Origin of the sequence: Streptomyces sp. MJM8645 (genome assembly GCF_001625365.1) — a bacterium.
Lineage (GTDB): Bacteria > Actinomycetota > Actinomycetes > Streptomycetales > Streptomycetaceae > Kitasatospora.
Genome location: NZ_LJJF01000001.1, coordinates 2,031,833 through 2,046,945, shown reverse-complemented (window position 1 = coordinate 2,046,945; position 15,113 = coordinate 2,031,833). Strand labels below are relative to the sequence as shown.

The following is a 15,113-nucleotide window of genomic DNA, read 5'->3' as shown; positions in this document are numbered from 1 at the left end:
CCGGGGGACTGGTGAGGTGCGGTGCTGGGATCCGCTCCCGGAGGGCCGTCTGCGCATACGCCGACGGCCGCCCCGAGGGGCGGCCGTCGTGTTCGTCTAGGAACGCGCGATCGGTGGGCCACCCTTGGGGGAGGCCCACCACCAGGAGTGGGTGTGGGGCGCGTGCATGTTTCGAGCGTAGCGGATCGTGCGGGGAGGGTGAGCCCGGTCACGTGTTTGTCCGAGTTATGTCTCACCCCTCGGGCAATGGTCACGAATCGCTCGGGTCACCCCGTAGCCTTGGTGGTGTGACCGTGACGACTGAGACATCGAGGACTGGCCACTCCTGGCAGTCCCTGCCCGCGGCGCAGCAGCCTGAATGGCCGGACCAAGAGGCTCTGCGCAAGACCCTTGCCGAGCTCGCCTCCTATCCGCCGCTCGTGTTCGCCGGCGAGTGCGACCAGCTGCGCGCCCGGCTCGGAGCCGTGGCGCGCGGGGAGGCCTTCCTGCTGCAGGGCGGTGACTGTGCCGAGGCCTTCGACGGCGTCTCGGCGGAGCACATCCGCAACAAGCTGAAGACCCTGCTGCAGATGGCCGCCGTGCTGACGTACGCGGCCTCGGTGCCGGTCGTGAAGGTGGGCCGGATCGCCGGCCAGTACTCCAAGCCGCGCTCCAAGTCGACCGAGACCCGCGACGGCGTGACGCTGCCGGTCTACCGCGGCGACTCGGTGAACGGCTTCGACTTCACCCCCGAGTCCCGCATCCCGGACCCGGAGCGCCTCAAGCGGATGTACAACGCGTCCGCCGCGACGCTGAACCTGGTGCGCGCGTTCACCACCGGTGGTTACGCGGACCTGCGCCAGGTGCACGCCTGGAACCAGGACTTCGTGCGCAACTCGCCGGCCGGCCAGCGCTACGAGCAGCTCGCCCGGGAGATCGACAACGCCCTGGCGTTCATGAACGCCTGCGGTGTGGCGCCGGAGGAGTTCAAGACCGTCGAGTTCTTCTCCTCGCACGAGGCGCTGATCCTCGACTACGAGACCGCGCTGACCCGCGTGGACTCGCGCACCGGCGAGCTGTACGACGTCTCCGGCCACATGGTGTGGATCGGTGAGCGCACCCGCCAGCTGGACCACGCGCACATCGAGTTCGCCTCGAAGGTCCGCAACCCGATCGGCGTCAAGCTCGGCCCGACCACCTCGGTCGACGAGGCACTGACCCTGATCGAGAAGCTGGACCCGGAGCGCGAGCCGGGCCGCCTCACCTTCATCACCCGGATGGGCGCGGGCAAGGTCCGCGACCACCTGCCCACCCTGGTGGAGAAGGTCACCGCGTCCGGCGCCCAGCCGGTGTGGATCTGCGACCCGATGCACGGCAACACCTTCGAGGCCTCCAGCGGCCACAAGACCCGCAGCTTCGACGACGTGCTCGACGAGGTCAAGGGCTTCTTCGAGGTGCACCGCGCGCTGGGCACCCACCCGGGCGGCATCCACGTGGAGCTGACCGGCGACGACGTGACCGAGTGCGTCGGCGGTGGCGACGAGGTGCTGGTCGACGACCTGCACCAGCGCTACGAGACGGCCTGCGACCCGCGGCTCAACCGCAGCCAGTCGCTGGACCTGGCGTTCCTGGTGGCGGAGATGTACCGCGGCCAGTGAGCTGCCACGGGTGAGCCGCCGCCGGCGGGTCACCGGTGAACGAATGTGACGAAAGCCCCTCCGGATTCGGGGTCCCCGAGCCCGGAGGGGCTTTTTCGTACCCGGATCGCCGGGTAAGGTGAGGCTTAGTGAAGTAAGGCAAGCCTTAGTCAAGATCGTTCCGCCGGTCGGCGCCGCACCACCCTGGAGAGTCCGCGATGTACGTGTGCATGTGCCATGCGGTCACCGAGGACCAGGTGAAGAAGGCGATCGACGCCGGTGCCGAGACCCCGCGCCAGATCGCCCGGGGCTGCAAGGCCGGCACCGACTGTGGGTCCTGCGTCCGCCGGATCCAGGCCCTGCTCGGCGAGCACGGCGCCCGGCCCTGCCCGACCGCCCGCCTCGCCGCGAAGCTCGGCCTGGCCGACCCGCAGGCCCAGGCCGCGCCCGCGCCGGTGGCCGCCGCGGCTCCCGCCGCCCCGGCCCTGGTCGCCCCGCTGCGCGCGGCCTGAGGACTCGGCCTGAGGGCTCGGCCTTGAGGGCTCAGGACTCCGGCTGCTCGATCACCTGGGCGAGGTAGAGTGCCTCGCCGAGCTTCTCCAGGAGCTCCAGCTGGGTGTCGAGGTAGTCGATGTGGTGCTCCTCGTCGGCCAGGATGTCCTCGAAGATGTTCGCCGAGGTGACGTCGTTCTTGGCGCGCATCACGACGATCCCGCGCTTCAGCCGGTCGATCGCCTCGACCTCGATCTGGCGGTCCGCCTCGAACATCTCCTTGACCGTCTGGCCGATCCGGACGTGGAACAGCCGCTGGTAGTTCGGCAGCCCGTCCAGGAAGAGGATCCGGTCGGTGAGGGTCTCGGCGTGCTTCATCTCGTCGAAGGACTCGTGCCGGGTGTACTTGGCGAGCTTCGTCCAGCCGAAGTTCTCCTGCATCTTGGCGTGCAGGAAGTACTGGTTGATCGCGGTGAGCTCCGCGGTGAGCTGCTCGTTGAGGAACTCGATGACCTCTGGGTCGCCCTGCATGGCTGGTGCCTCCCTGCGCTACGGCCTGTTGTGACTCCTGCGCTGCGCATCCTGGCATCGAAATGGGAGGAAATTCCAGTAAGTTCACACTCACTAGGACATGTTTCGGAATATCCGATTTGAGCTGATACGGGCTCGACCACCGGTTCTTGGGGATGGGGCGCGTGGCCGCGCCAAGGGGCGCGCACGGCGCGTCGACCGCCGTCTGTCACCATGGAGTCATGGGTCAGTCCGAACAAGAACCGCTTCCGCCGTCTGACCCGAGGCTCCCCCCGGGGCAGCGCGTGCAGCGCGGCTGGCCCGCCCTGCACTACGGGCCCGTACCCCGCTTCAAACCGCTGACCTGGGACCTCCAGGTGTTCGGCGCGACCGCCTCGGCGGAGAAGCACAGCTGGGACTTCGAGGCCTTCCACGCCCTGCCGCGCACCACCGTCGTCGCCGACCTGCACTGCGTCACCAAGTTCACGCTGCTCGGCAACGAGTGGTCGGGCGTGCCGGCCGCCGCCCTCCTCGACCTGGAGCCCCCCGCGCCCGGCGTCACCCACGTGATGGTCTGGGCCGAGTACGGCTACAGCGCCAACCTGCGGCTGGCCGACTTCGCCGACCCGCGGACGATCTTCGCCACCCACCGCAACGGCGAGCCGCTGACCGCCGAGCACGGCTTCCCCGTCCGGCTGATCGTCCCCGGGCTGTACGCCTGGAAGGGCCCCAAGTGGGTCCGCGCGGTGGAGTACATGCGGGCCGACCGCCGGGGCTTCTGGGAGGAGCGCGGCTACCACAACCTCGCCGACCCGTGGCGCGAGCAGCGCTACTCCCACCAGGAGGAGCCGGGCGACGGCCCGCTGCGCTGAGGGCGGGCCGGCGTTCGGAGGAATCCCCTCAGAAGCGAGGGATCCCCTTAGAAGAAGGGGAAGTTGACCGTCACCGCGGTGTGCTGCGGGCGCCGCTCGCCGGCCGCCGGGGACTGGCCGGACACCTTGCCCGTGCCGAACAGGTTGACCCCGCTGGTCTGCATCGTGAAGCCGGCCGCCTGGAGCGCCTTCGCCGCGTCGTCCTTGCTCATCCCGGTGACGTCCGGGACGGGCACCATGCCCTTGCTGACCACCAGCGAGACCGCGGTGTTCTCCTGGAGCAGCTGCCCGGCCGCCGGCGAACTGCTGATCACCACGCCCTCCGGCACGGTGTCGTCGTACGTCCCGGTCACGCCGCCCCTGGTCAGCTGGGCGGCGGTCAGCGCGTCGGCGGCCTGGTCGGCGGTCTTCCCGGTCAGGTCCGGCACCGCGATCCGCTTGGGGCCCCTGGAGACGGTCACCGTCACGGTGTCGCTCTTGCGGGTCCGCGCACCCACCCCGGGGTCGGTGGCGATCACCTGCCCGGCCGGGACGCTCTCGTTGAACACCTCGACGAAGCGGCCGTGCATGCCGTCCTTGTCCAGGATCCGCTGGGCCTCGGCCCGGTCCTTGCCGAGCACGCCGGGCACCGGCCCGTACAGCCCCTCGGACAGCCCGTACGTCGCGCCGCCGACCGCCAGCACCAGGGCGGTCAGCGCGGCCGCCCAGATCAGCGGCTTGCGGGGGAGGCGGCGCAGCAGGCCGGGCCGGCGCCCGCGCACCGGGGTCGGCTCGTCGTACGGGCGCGGCTCGACCAGCAGCTGGTCCAGCAGCTCCGCCGGCACGTCCAGCACGCTGGTGGGCTCCGGCGCCGCGGCGTCGACGGGCCCCGTCGGCTGCTGGATCACCGAGGTCGGCTCGCTGGTCGGGTAGCGCGGGCTGGGCCGGGTGGAGGCCGGCGGCTCGGCGTCCAGCTCGGCCGGGGTGAGCGTGCGGCGGAGCCGCTGGAGGGCGGCGAGCAGTTCGACCGCGTCGTACGGGCGGGCCTCGGCCGTCCGGGCGCAGGCGCCGGCCACTATGGCGTCCAGCCCGGGGCCGACGGCCGGGGCGATCAGCGAGGGGGCGGGGACGTCCTCGTGCAGGTGCTTGTACATGACCTGGACGGGGTTGTCGCCGGTGTGCGGGCGGCGGCCGGTGAGCATCTCGTAGAGCAGGATGCCGGCCGCGTAGACGTCGACCCGCTGGTCGGTGGGGGCGTCCGGGAGGATCTGCTCGGGGGCCAGGTAGGAGACGGTGCCGAGGACCGTGCCGCCGGTCGCGGTGCTGGTCGAGGTGGGCGCGCCGTCGGCGGTGCCGAGGACCCGGACCAGGCCGAAGTCGGCGACCTTGACCAGCCCGTCCTCGGTGATCAGCACGTTCTCGGGCTTGACGTCCCGGTGCACCAGCCCGGCCCGGTGGGCGGCGCCGAGGGCGGCCAGCACCGGCTCCAGCACGTCCAGCGCGGCCCGCACGGACAGCGCGCCGCGGTCGCGCAGCAGGTCCCGCAGGGTGCGGCCGGGCACGTACTCCATGGCGAGGAAGACGTTTGCGCCGTCCGCGCCCTGGTCGAAGACGTTCACCACGTTCGGGTGGGAGAGCCGGGCGACGGCCTTGGCCTCGCGGATGAACCGGGCGGTGAAGCCGTCGTCCCCGGCCAGCGCGGGGTGCATCACCTTGAGGGCGACGACCCGGTCCAGCCGGGTGTCGGTGCCCCTGTAGACGGTGGACATCCCGCCGGTCGCGATGCGCTGCTCGACCCGGTACCGGCCGTCGAGCAGGGTACCGATCAAGGGGTCGTGCAATGCCATGTCCACCCGGAGAGTCTAGGGCCGCAGGCGGCAGCGGGACCCGGAGGACATCGCCTCCGGGCCCGGCTGTGCCCGGTTTGTGACACGGCACACGCGGCGGGTGCCCGGGCGCCAGGGCGTCAGAACGCCGGGTGCTCGCGGGTGTCCAGCTCCGCCCGGCCGGCCATCGCCGAGGAGGCCTCGGCGTGGAACCGGCGCGGGATGCGGCCGGCCCGGTGGGCGAACCGGCCCGCCTCGGCGGCGTGCCGCATCGCCTCGGCCATCAGCACCGGGTCCTGCGCCCTGGTCACCGCGGAGGCGAGCATCACCGCCGCGCAGCCCAGCTCCATCGCCAGCGCGACGTCCGAGGCGGTGCCGGCGCCCGCGTCCAGGATCACCGGGACGCCCGCGCCCTCCACGATCAGCTGGAAGTTGTGCGGGTTGCGGATGCCCAGGCCGGAGCCGATCGGCGAGCCCAGCGGCATGATCGCCGCGCAGCCGACGTCCTCCAGCTTGCGCGCCAGCACCGGGTCGTCGTTGGTGTACGGCAGCACCGTGAAGCCGTCGTCGACCAGGGTCTCGGCGGCGTCCAGCAGCTCGATCGGGTCCGGCAGGAGGGTCCGCTCGTCGGCGATCACCTCCAGCTTCACCCAGTCGGTGCCGAGCGCCTCGCGGGCCAGCCGGGCGGTCAGCACGGCCTCCCCGGCGGTGAAGCAGCCCGCCGTGTTGGGCAGTACCCGGATGCCGTTGCGGGTCAGCACGTCCAGGACGGAGCCCTGGGTGCCGGCGTCGACCCGGCGCATCGCCACGGTGGTCAGCTCGGTGCCGGAGGCCAGTAGCGCCCGTTCCAGGATCTCCAGGCTGGGTGCGCCGCCGGTGCCCATGATCAGCCGGGAGCCGAAGGACGCCCCGGCGATGGTCAGCAGGTCGTCGGCCATGTCAGCCTCCCTGGACGGCGGTGAGGATCTCGATCCGGTCGCCCGTCGACAGTTCCGTGGCCGGCCACGAACTGCGCGGCACCACGGCCTCGTTGAGGGCGGCGGCGACGCCGCTGTGGGCGGTGCTGAGGGTGGCCACGACCTCCGCGAGGGTGGTCGTGGTGGACACCCGGCGGGGCTCGCCGTTGACGGTCAGCGCGATCTCGGCCGGTGCGGTCCGGGCTGGGGTGGTCTGGGCCGGTGTGGTCTCGGGTGGTGCGATCTCGGTCATGCGGAGGCCTTCGTGGTGGAGCGGTCGGGGGAGAACCGGGTGGGTGTGAACGGCTGTGCGAGCTCGGGGAGTTCGCCGGTCGCCAGGTACTCGGCGAGCAGGTCGGCGGTCACCGGGGTGAGCAGCACGCCGTTGCGGTAGTGGCCGGTGGCGGCGACCAGCCCGGGCAGCGCGGTCGGGCCCAGCAGCGGGGCGTTGTCCGGCGAGCCGGGCCGCAGCCCGGCCGAGGTCTCCAGCAGCGGGAGTTCGGTGATGCCCGGCACCAACTCGTGGGCGTCGCGCAGCAGTTCGTACACCCCGCCGGCGGTGACGGTGGTGTCGTAGCCCTGCTCCTCGGTGGTCGCGCCGATCACCAGCTCGCCGTTCTCCCGGGGCACCAGGTACAGGTGCTGCCCGCGCACCACCGCGCGGACGTTGCGGGACAGGAACGGCCGGTACGCCTCGGGGATCCGCAGCCGCAGGATCTGCCCCTTCACCGGGCGGACGGCCGGCAGCACGCCCTCCGGCAGTCCGGGCAGCCGGTGGCTGTGCGGGCCGGCCGCGAGCACCACCTGGTCGGCCCTCGGGGTCTCGCCGGTGCCGAGCCGGGCGCCGACCGCGCGGCCGCCCTCGACCAGCAGCCCGACGGCCTCGGCACGGTGGACCACGACCCCGGCGAGCTCGCAGGCGGCCACCAGGGCGGTCAGCAGCCGGCGGGGATCCACCTGGTGGTCGTCCGCGACGTGCAGGCCGCCGCGTACGCCGGGGGCGAGCATCGGCTCCAGCCTGCGGGCCTCCCGGCCGGTCAGCCAGGACGAGTCCAGGCCGAGCCGCTGGTGGAAGGCGTGCAGCTCGCGCAGTTCCTCGCGGTCGTCGGAGTCCAGCGCGACGGCGATCGTGCCGCACCGGCGGTACCCGGTGTCCAGGCCGCCGCTCGCCTCGGTGAGCTCGGCGGCGAAGTCCCCGTACCGCTGGTTGGAGGCCATGCCGAGGCGCAGCAGCGGCTCCTCCCCGTACTGCAGCTCGGTGACCGGGGCGAGCATCCCGGCCGCGACCCCGGCCGCCCCGCCGCCGGGGGAGGGGTCGACCACGACGATGTTCCGCAACCCGCGCTGCGCGGCGCGCCAGGCGACGGCGAGGCCGATGATGCCCCCGCCGATCACCAGCACGTCGGCGTGGGTTTCCTCGGGCAAGCGTGACAAGGCTGCTCTTCTCCCTTCGCCGGAATGACCCGGATCAGGTTCGGACGGTCGCGGGCCGTGCCAGCCCGCCTCTCAGCCCGGTACGCCGGGCTCCCGTGATGGTGCCCCCACCATAACGCCGGGGGCGGGCCCGGCCGAAGGCCCGTATGCGGGGTGGACGGGCCGGTGGCCCCGGCAGGGCGCTGAGTACAGTGACGGGCGTGGCAGAGCTGAACGCAACGGATCAGGTGGTCGTCGTCGGGGCCGGGCTGGCCGGGGCGCAGTGCGCCCTGAAGCTGCGGCAGGGCGGCTGGCGGGGGCGGATCACGCTGGTCGGGGAGGAGCCGCACGCGCCGTACGACCGGCCGCCGCTCTCCAAGGACGTGCTGCTCGGCAAGGCCGACGCCACCACCCTGGACATCGACTACCCGCACCTGGGCATCGAGCTGCTCACCGGCCGCCGCGCCACCGGCCTCACCCCCGGCGTGCTGCACACCGGCGCCGGCGACCTCCCGTACGACGCCCTGGTGATCGCCACCGGCGCCACCCCGCGCGCCCTGCCCGGCGCCGAGCGCGCGCACCTGCTGCACACCCTGGACGACGCGCTGGCGCTGCGCGCCCTGCTGCGGCCCGGCCTGCGGCTGGTGCTGGTCGGCGCGGGCTGGATCGGCGCCGAGGTGTCCACCGCCGCCCGAGCGGCCGGCTGCGAGGTGACGGTGGTCGAGGCGGGCCCGGCGCCCGTCCCCGGCGCGCTGCCGGCCGAGGTCGGTTCGGCGATGGCCGCCTGGTACGCCGAGGCCGGTGTCGACCTGCGCTGCGGGGTCGGCGTGGCCGCCGTCGAGGCGGGCGCGGTGCTGCTCGCGGACGGCTCGCACCTGCCCGCCGACGAGGTCGTGGTCGGCGTCGGCGCCCGGCCCGCGACGGGCTGGCTGGCCGGTTCCGGTGTCGAGCTGGACGGCACCGGCGCCGTCCTGGTGGACGGGCGGCTGCGCACCGGCCTGCCCGGCGTCTTCGCGGCCGGGGACTGCGTCAGCTACCCGTCCGCCCGCTCCGGCGCCCGGCTGGCCGTCCAGCACTGGGACCACGCGTTGCAGTCCGGCGAGGCCGCGGCGGCCGCCGTCCTCGGCGCGGACGCGCCGCCGTACGACCCGGTGCCGTACTTCTGGTCGGAGCAGTTCGGCCGGATGGTCCAGTACGCCGGGCGGCACGCCGAGGGCGACGAACTGCTGTGGCGGGGCGGCCCGCAGGACGCCTCCTGGACGGTGCTCTGGCTGCGCGACGGGGTGCCGAGCGCGCTGCTGGCCGTCGACCGGCCGCGCGATCTGACCCAGGGCCGCCGGCTGATCGAGCGCGGCACCGCGCTGGACCGGGCCCGCGCGGCGGACCCCTCGGTGCCGCTGAAGTCGGCGGTCGCGGGGTAGCGGCTGGTGCGCGGGGGGCTGTGGAGGTGGCAGTCTGGTGGCGTGAGTGAGATTGAAAGCAAGATTGAAGCCCTGGTTTCCGAGTGGATGTACCTGCCCGACATCTCGGAGCAGTGGGGGGTGCGCGTCACCGAGGTGCGCGACCTGGTCCGCACCGGCGGGCTGATCGCCGTCCGGCGGGGCCCCAACAAGTCGCTGCAGGTCCCTGCGGCGTTCATCGACGGCCAGGGGCTGGTCAAGCACCTGTCCGGCACCCTGACCGTGCTGCGCGACTGCGGTTACAACGACGTGGAGATCCTGGAGTGGCTCTTCACCGAGGACCCGTCGCTGCCCGGCAGCCCGATCCAGGCGCTGCAGGAGAACCGCGGCACCGAGGTCAAGCGGCGCGCCCAGGCGATGCTGATCTGATGGCGGCGGACACGCCGCGCCGGCGGCTGGCCGACGCCCGGCTGTACCTGTGCACCGACGCCCGCCGGGAGCAGGGCGACCTCGCCCAGTTCCTGGACGCGGCGCTGGCGGGCGGGGTGGACATCGTCCAGCTCCGGGACAAGGGCCTGGAGGCCAAGCAGGAACTGGAGGCCCTGGAGGTCTTCGCGGACGCCTGCCGCCGCCACGGCAAGCTGCTGGCCGTCAACGACCGCGCCGACGTCGCGCACGCGGCCCGGCCGGACGTGCTGCACCTCGGGCAGGACGACCTGCCGGTGCCGGCCGCCCGGGCGATCCTCGGCGACGAGGTGCTGATCGGCCGGTCCTGCCACGCCGAGTCCGAGGTGGACGCGGCGGTCGCCGAGCCCGGCGTGGACTACTTCTGCACCGGCCCGGTCTGGCCGACCCCGACCAAGCCGGGCCGCCCGGCGCCGGGCCTGGGCCTGGTCTCGTACGCGGCGAAGCAGAGCACCGACCGGCCGTGGTTCGCCATCGGCGGCATCGACCTCGGCAACCTCGACGAGGTGCTGGCCGCCGGCGCCCGCCGGATCGTCGTGGTCCGCGCCATCACGGCCGCCGACGACCCGCAGGCCGCCGCCGCCGAGCTCGCCCGGCGGGTGCGCTCGGCCTGACGGCCCCGGGGGCCGTCACCGTTCTCCGTACCTGCGGATCCTCTTGCGTGCGGATCTCAGTACTTGCGGACGGTGGCGGCCTCGGCCAGGGCCAGCAGCACCGTGCGGGCCTGCTCGTCGGCCAGCGGCGCCGCCTCCAGCGCGGCCAGGGACTGCCGCATCAGCTCGTCGATCCGGCGCTCCACCCGCTCGGGCGCGCCGCTGCGGGCCACCAGGTCGCGCAGCCCGGCGACCTCCTCGGGCACCAGGTCCGGCGCGCCGAGCCGCTCGTCCAGGTGTCGGGCGTCGGCGGCCGGCAGGCCCCGCATCGCGTGCGCCACCAGCAGGGTGCGCTTGCCCTCGCGCAGGTCGTCCCCGGCCGGCTTGCCGGTGACCGCCGGATCGCCGAAGACGCCGAGCAGGTCGTCCCGCAGCTGGAAGGCCTCGCCCAGCGGCAGCCCGAACGCCCCCAGCGCCGCCACCAGCTCCGGGCCGGCCCCGGCCAGCAGCGCGCCGACCTGGAGGGGGCGCTCGATCGTGTACTTCGCCGACTTGTAGTGCAGCACCGTCTGCGCCCGGTCGAGCGCGCCCTCGTCGGCGGAGTCGCCGGCCACCGGCTCCAGGACGTCCAGGTACTGGCCGACCATGACCTCGGTGCGCATCAGGTCGAACACCGGCTTGGCGGCCAGCACGGCGGCCGGCTCCAGGCCCGAGCGCAGGAACAGCTCGTCGCACCAGATCAGCAGCAGGTCGCCGAGCAGCACCGCCGCCGAGGCGCCGTACTGCTCGCGGTCGCCGCGCCAGCCGTTCGCCCGGTGCAGCGCCTCGAAGCGGCGGTGGATCGAGGGCAGGCCGCGGCGGGTGTCGCTGCGGTCCATCAGGTCGTCGTGCACCAGGGCGCTCGCCTGGAGCAGTTCCAGCGCGGCCGCCGCGTTCGCGATACCCTCGCCGCCGGCCGGGCCGCCGGCGCCGCGCCAGCCCCAGTAGCAGAAGGCCGGGCGCAGCCGCTTGCCGCCGTCCAGCAGGAAGTCGCGCAGGGCGTCTGCGGCGGGCACGAGCTGCGGGGAGATCTTGTCCAACAGGGCGGACTGGCCGTCCATGAACGCGGCGAGGGCGGCGTTGACGCGCGCGCGGACGTCCTCCACGTCTATGGGGTTGGCCGGCCGGTTGCTGGACGAGGTCACGATGAGGCTCCGCTGGTTCGCTGGGGTGCAGCAAGCGTAGCGGGGTAGCTGGGAACGGATGTGCGAGCCGGCGTGCGGGCCGGCGGGCGCGGGCTTCGAGCGCCGGTCGGAATTCGTCGGACCACGGACGGAGTATCGTCCACCGCTTGTCTCAATCCGTGGTACCGAGTTGTCCGGCCCCTTCGAACGCCCGATAACCTGCCAGCATGGCACTCGGCATCGCTTCCACCAGACCGGACCGCGCACTGACGGTCCGCGAACTCCTGGCAGCCGGAAAGCGGTCCTTCTCCTTCGAGTTCATGCCCCCGCGCACCGAGGTCGGCGAGCAGAGACTCTGGGACGCCATCCGCCGGCTCGAACCGCTGGACCCCAACTTCGTCTGCATGACGTACGGCGCGGGCGGCTCCTCGCGCGAGCGCACCGTCAACATCGTCGGCCGGATCGCCACCGAGACCACGCTGACCCCGGTCGCCCACCTGACCGCCGTCGACCACTCGATCGCCGAGCTGCGCAACATCATCGGCCAGTACGCCGACCAGGGCGTGCGCAACGTCCTCGCCGTCCGGGGGGACCCGCCCGGCGACCCGATGGGCGAATGGGTCAAGCACCCCGACGGCGTCACGTACGCGTACGAGCTGGTCGAGCTGATCAAGGGCATCGGCGACTTCTGCGTCGGCGTCGCCGCCTCGCCGAACATGCACCCGCGCTCCACCGACTGGGACGAGGACATCCGGCACTTCGTCGGCAAGGTCCGGGCGGGCGCCGACTACGCGATCACCCAGATGTTCTTCGAGGTCGACGACTACCTGCGGCTGCGCGACCGGGTCACCGCCGCCGGCTGCGAGACGCCGATCATCCCGGAGATCATGCCGGTCACCAACGCCAAGCAGCTGGAACGCTTCCCCCAGCTGAGCGGCTCCGCCTTCCCCGCCGACCTGGAGGCCCGGCTGCGGGCCGCCGTCGACGACCCGGCGGCGCTGCGCGCGATCGGCATGGAACACGCCACCGCGATGGCCGAACGCCTCCTCGCCGAGGGCGCGCCGGGCCTGCACTTCATCACGCTCAACCACTCCACGGCGACGCTGGAGATCTACCAGAACCTCGGCCTGCACCAGCGCCACGCGTAGGCCCCGTCCGGCGCCGTCGGGGGCCCTGCTCCGGGCAGACCGGGGTCCGCGAGCCCGGACGTTCACCGGCCCGTCACCGCCCCGACGGTGACGGGCTCGGTCGTGTGCGCCCCGGCCGCGACCGGCGGGAACGCGATGCGGTACCCCGGCCGTTGAACCGGTACAGTCGCCGCACACGCGCGGCGAGCGCGGGCACGCGACTGGAGGTAGCGGGCGGATGGGCATCGGATACCTGCTGCTGTACGTCGCGTTGGCGGTGGTGGCGCTCTGGCTGGTCGCCGAGGTCCTGCTGCAGAACCGGGCCCCGCTGCACTGGCGGGCCCTCGCCCTGGTCGGCTTCCTCGGGGTGGCCGCCGGCATGGTGCTCGGCTCCGTCCCGGTGATCGGCGCCGGCGCCGCCCTCTTCGCGGCCGGCCAGACCTTCGTCACCCTCTCCGTCAAGCGCGGCTACCGGGCCGGCTGGTCGCTGCGCAAGGCCGACGGCTCGCTGCCCGGCCCGCTCGCCAAGGTGCCCCTGCTCGGCGCCCTCACCGGCGGCGCGGCCGCCGTGGCCGCGGTCGAGGACACCGAGAAGCGGATCGGCGAGGTCAGCGCCGTCGAGGAGGCCCCGGTCGCCGCCCCCGTCCTTGCCCCGGTTGCCGAGGACATCCCCGAGGTCGAGCAGACCGCCGCCTTCGAGATGCAGGAACTCACCCAGGACGGCGTCTACGCGCCCGCCTACTACGAGCAGCAGCAGGCGCCGCACGACCCCTACGCCGAGGCCTACCAGTCCGGCTACGACAACGCCGCCCAGCCGCAGCCGGCCTACGAGCAGCAGCAGTGGCAGAGCCAGCAGCAGCCCGCCTTCGCCTACGACCAGGGCTACGGGGCCTACCCCCAGCAGCCCGATCCGTACAACGGCTACCCGCAGCAGGACCAGTACCAGTCCTACCCGCAGCAGCAGCCCGGCTGGGAGCAGCACCCCCAGCAGCAGTGGCAGACCCCGCAGCAGCACCCCGAGCAACACCTGGAGCAGCACCCCGGCCAGCAGCCGGGCCAGCACCCCCAGGGCATCCCGCAGCAGCAGTCCTACGACCACACGTACGGCTACCAGCAGCAGAACACCTGGCCCCAGGGCTGAGTTCCGGCGCCAGGGCCGCTACGCCGGGCCGATCAGGTTGGCGGCGATGCAGGCGGACATGCCGGTCCGGGCCAGTCCGCCGCCGGGGTGGGCCGCTCCGCCGATCAGGTAGAGGCCGGGGACGGGCGACTCGTTGGCGGGCTGGAGCCATCCGCCGCCGTCTCCGGCGAGCGCGGGGCGGGGGACCGACCCGCCGAGGGCGCCGGTCTCCCGGCGGGTGTCGTCCGGGGTGCGCACGACCCGCCACAGCACCCGTTCGCGCAGGCCCAGGCCGGCGGCGTCGGCGTGCGCCAACAGCTGGTCCGCGTAGCGCTCGGCGACCCCGGGCGCCGTCCAGTCGACGTCGCCCTGGGCGGGGACGGTCGCGGTCAGCACCACGCTCTCGTGCGCGTCGTCGGGGCGCAGCGAGGGATCGTCCGGGCGCAGCACCTGGAGGGTGGGGCGCTCGCAGGGCGGGGCCGAGAGGGTCAGGGCGTCCCGCTCGGCCGCCGGGTCGGCGGCGTGCACCACCGTCCGGTGCGGGGTGCCGGCCGGCCGGGCGCCGCTCAGCGCGAGCAGCACGCTGAACCGGCCGGGCACCTCGGACGGCTCCCCGTGGCCGGGTCCGAGCTCCGGCCACCGGGCGAGACCGTCACGGAACAGGGTCCTGGCGTCCATCGAGGAGACCACCAGATCCGCGTCGATCCGGCCGCCCGGGGTGTCGACGCCGCAGGCCCGGCCGTCCTCGACCAGCACCTCGGTGACCGGGGTGTCGAAGCGGAACTCCACCTTGCGCAGCTCGCAGCGCCGGTGCACCGCGTCCGCCAGGGCCCGCAGGCCGCCCCGGACGTACCAGACGCCGAAGGACTGCTCCATGTACGGCAGCACGGTGGCCCCGGCGGGGGCGGAGCCGGGGGGCAGGCCGAAGCGTAGGGCGTGCTCCGCCAGCAGGGCGGTGAGGCCGGGGTGGCCGCCGAGTTCGCGGGCGGCGACGTCGGCGAGGGTCCACGGGCGGGGCCGGCCGAGCCGCGCGAGCAGGCCGCGCCGGGGCGGGACGGGGTAGGGGTCGGTGTGCAGCGGCGACCGGTCGGCCGGGAGCGGCTCCTCCAGGAGCGGGCGGCGGGTGGCCTCCCAGACCGTCCGGCCGTGGTTCATGACCGCGCTCCAGCGGGCGCCCGAGCCGGCGCCGAAGGCGGCGTCCAGGGCCTGGCTGACGCCGCCGCGGGAGGCGTTGGGCAGGCTGACGGCGGTGCCGTCCGGGAACAGGTGCCGGCTCTCCGGGTCCACCGGGGCGAGGTCGACGAGCTGTTCCAGCGGCTCCTTGCCGGTCTTCAGCGCGAGGTCGCGGTAGACGGCCGGGAGGGTCAGCAGGCCGGGGCCGGTGTCGAAGGCGAAGCCGTCGCGCTCGTACCGGCCGACCATGCCCCCGTACGTGCCGCCGGCCTCGCAGACCGTCACCCGGTGTCCGAGGGTGGCCAGCCTGGAGGCCGCCGCGAGCCCGCTCATTCCTGCGCCGATGATGACGATCCGTGCCATGGCACCTGATCCTAGGGCGTGACCTGGGCCGGGCCGGGCCCGGCG

Annotated in this window: 15 protein-coding genes and 1 riboswitch; of the genes, 8 read left to right on the top strand and 7 right to left on the bottom strand. The window is 73.7% G+C overall.

Going from position 1 to position 15,113, the window contains the following annotated elements; all coding sequences use genetic code 11:
• Positions 1-287: 287 nt before the first annotated feature.
• Positions 288-1,637, top strand: a complete 1,350-nt coding sequence (locus tag A6F73_RS08735) for a 3-deoxy-7-phosphoheptulonate synthase class II (protein WP_063347262.1) — start codon at positions 288-290, stop codon at positions 1,635-1,637.
• Positions 1,638-1,834: 197 nt separating this feature from the next.
• A complete protein-coding gene (locus A6F73_RS08730) occupies positions 1,835-2,128 on the top strand; it encodes a (2Fe-2S)-binding protein (RefSeq protein WP_063347261.1) in 294 nt (97 codons plus the stop codon).
• Positions 2,129-2,159: 31 nt separating this feature from the next.
• On the opposite strand, the gene bfr is transcribed toward A6F73_RS08730, so the two are convergent.
• Positions 2,160-2,639, bottom strand: coding sequence for a bacterioferritin (bfr, locus tag A6F73_RS08725; protein ID WP_063347260.1), 480 nt, complete (start codon positions 2,637-2,639; stop codon positions 2,160-2,162).
• Positions 2,640-2,860: 221 nt separating this feature from the next.
• Here bfr and A6F73_RS08720 point away from each other — a divergent pair, with 221 nt between their 5' ends.
• Positions 2,861-3,490, top strand: coding sequence for a molybdopterin-dependent oxidoreductase (locus tag A6F73_RS08720; protein ID WP_063347259.1), 630 nt, complete (start codon positions 2,861-2,863; stop codon positions 3,488-3,490).
• 47 nt (positions 3,491-3,537) lie between these two features.
• Here A6F73_RS08720 and pknB read toward each other — a convergent pair whose 3' ends face one another.
• From pknB to thiO, 4 genes are all read right to left on the bottom strand, one after another.
• On the bottom strand, positions 3,538-5,316 hold the full coding sequence (gene pknB, locus A6F73_RS08715; protein WP_107452843.1) for a Stk1 family PASTA domain-containing Ser/Thr kinase: 1,779 nt from the start codon (positions 5,314-5,316) through the stop codon (positions 3,538-3,540).
• A gap of 119 nt (positions 5,317-5,435) precedes the next feature.
• A complete protein-coding gene (locus A6F73_RS08710) occupies positions 5,436-6,233 on the bottom strand; it encodes a thiazole synthase (protein ID WP_063347257.1) in 798 nt (265 codons plus the stop codon).
• Between the two features lies 1 nt (position 6,234).
• Positions 6,235-6,504, bottom strand: coding sequence for a sulfur carrier protein ThiS (gene thiS / locus A6F73_RS08705; RefSeq protein WP_079135536.1), 270 nt, complete (start codon positions 6,502-6,504; stop codon positions 6,235-6,237).
• A complete protein-coding gene (gene thiO / locus A6F73_RS08700; protein WP_063347256.1) occupies positions 6,501-7,676 on the bottom strand; it encodes a glycine oxidase ThiO in 1,176 nt (391 codons plus the stop codon). The genes thiS and thiO overlap by 4 nt, the downstream gene beginning before the upstream one ends.
• Before the next feature lie 3 nt (positions 7,677-7,679).
• Positions 7,680-7,792, bottom strand: a riboswitch (TPP riboswitch).
• An 84-nt stretch (positions 7,793-7,876) separates the two neighbouring features.
• Here thiO and A6F73_RS08695 point away from each other — a divergent pair.
• Genes A6F73_RS08695 through thiE form a run of 3 tightly spaced genes read left to right on the top strand, consistent with a single transcriptional unit; the run spans position 7,877 to position 10,143 of the window.
• The gene (locus A6F73_RS08695) at positions 7,877-9,085 is read left to right on the top strand and encodes an FAD-dependent oxidoreductase (protein ID WP_244293332.1); all 1,209 of its coding nucleotides are present in this window, start codon (positions 7,877-7,879) and stop codon (positions 9,083-9,085) included.
• Positions 9,086-9,127: 42 nt separating this feature from the next.
• Positions 9,128-9,493, top strand: a complete 366-nt coding sequence (locus A6F73_RS08690) for an Rv2175c family DNA-binding protein (RefSeq protein ID WP_063347255.1) — start codon at positions 9,128-9,130, stop codon at positions 9,491-9,493.
• Complete coding sequence (thiE, locus tag A6F73_RS08685; RefSeq protein WP_063347254.1) at positions 9,493-10,143, top strand: thiamine phosphate synthase; 651 nt, start codon at positions 9,493-9,495, stop codon at positions 10,141-10,143. Before A6F73_RS08690 ends, thiE begins: the two co-directional genes overlap by 1 nt.
• Before the next feature lie 56 nt (positions 10,144-10,199).
• Here the strand turns inward: thiE and A6F73_RS08680 are convergent, their stop codons facing one another.
• Positions 10,200-11,306, bottom strand: coding sequence for a polyprenyl synthetase family protein (locus tag A6F73_RS08680; RefSeq protein ID WP_063347253.1), 1,107 nt, complete (start codon positions 11,304-11,306; stop codon positions 10,200-10,202).
• 206 nt (positions 11,307-11,512) lie between these two features.
• Here A6F73_RS08680 and metF point away from each other — a divergent pair, with 206 nt between their 5' ends.
• Entirely contained in the window at positions 11,513-12,433 is a 921-nt protein-coding gene (gene metF / locus A6F73_RS08675; RefSeq protein ID WP_063347252.1) for a methylenetetrahydrofolate reductase [NAD(P)H], read from the top strand.
• 217 nt (positions 12,434-12,650) lie between these two features.
• A complete protein-coding gene (locus tag A6F73_RS08670; protein WP_063347251.1) occupies positions 12,651-13,553 on the top strand; it encodes a hypothetical protein in 903 nt (300 codons plus the stop codon).
• Between the two features lie 18 nt (positions 13,554-13,571).
• Here A6F73_RS08670 and A6F73_RS08665 read toward each other — a convergent pair whose 3' ends face one another.
• Positions 13,572-15,068 carry an NAD(P)/FAD-dependent oxidoreductase gene (locus A6F73_RS08665; RefSeq protein ID WP_063347250.1) on the bottom strand — a complete coding sequence of 499 codons (1,497 nt, stop codon included), beginning with the start codon at positions 15,066-15,068 and terminating at the stop codon, positions 13,572-13,574.
• Between the last annotated feature and the right edge of the window lie 45 nt (positions 15,069-15,113).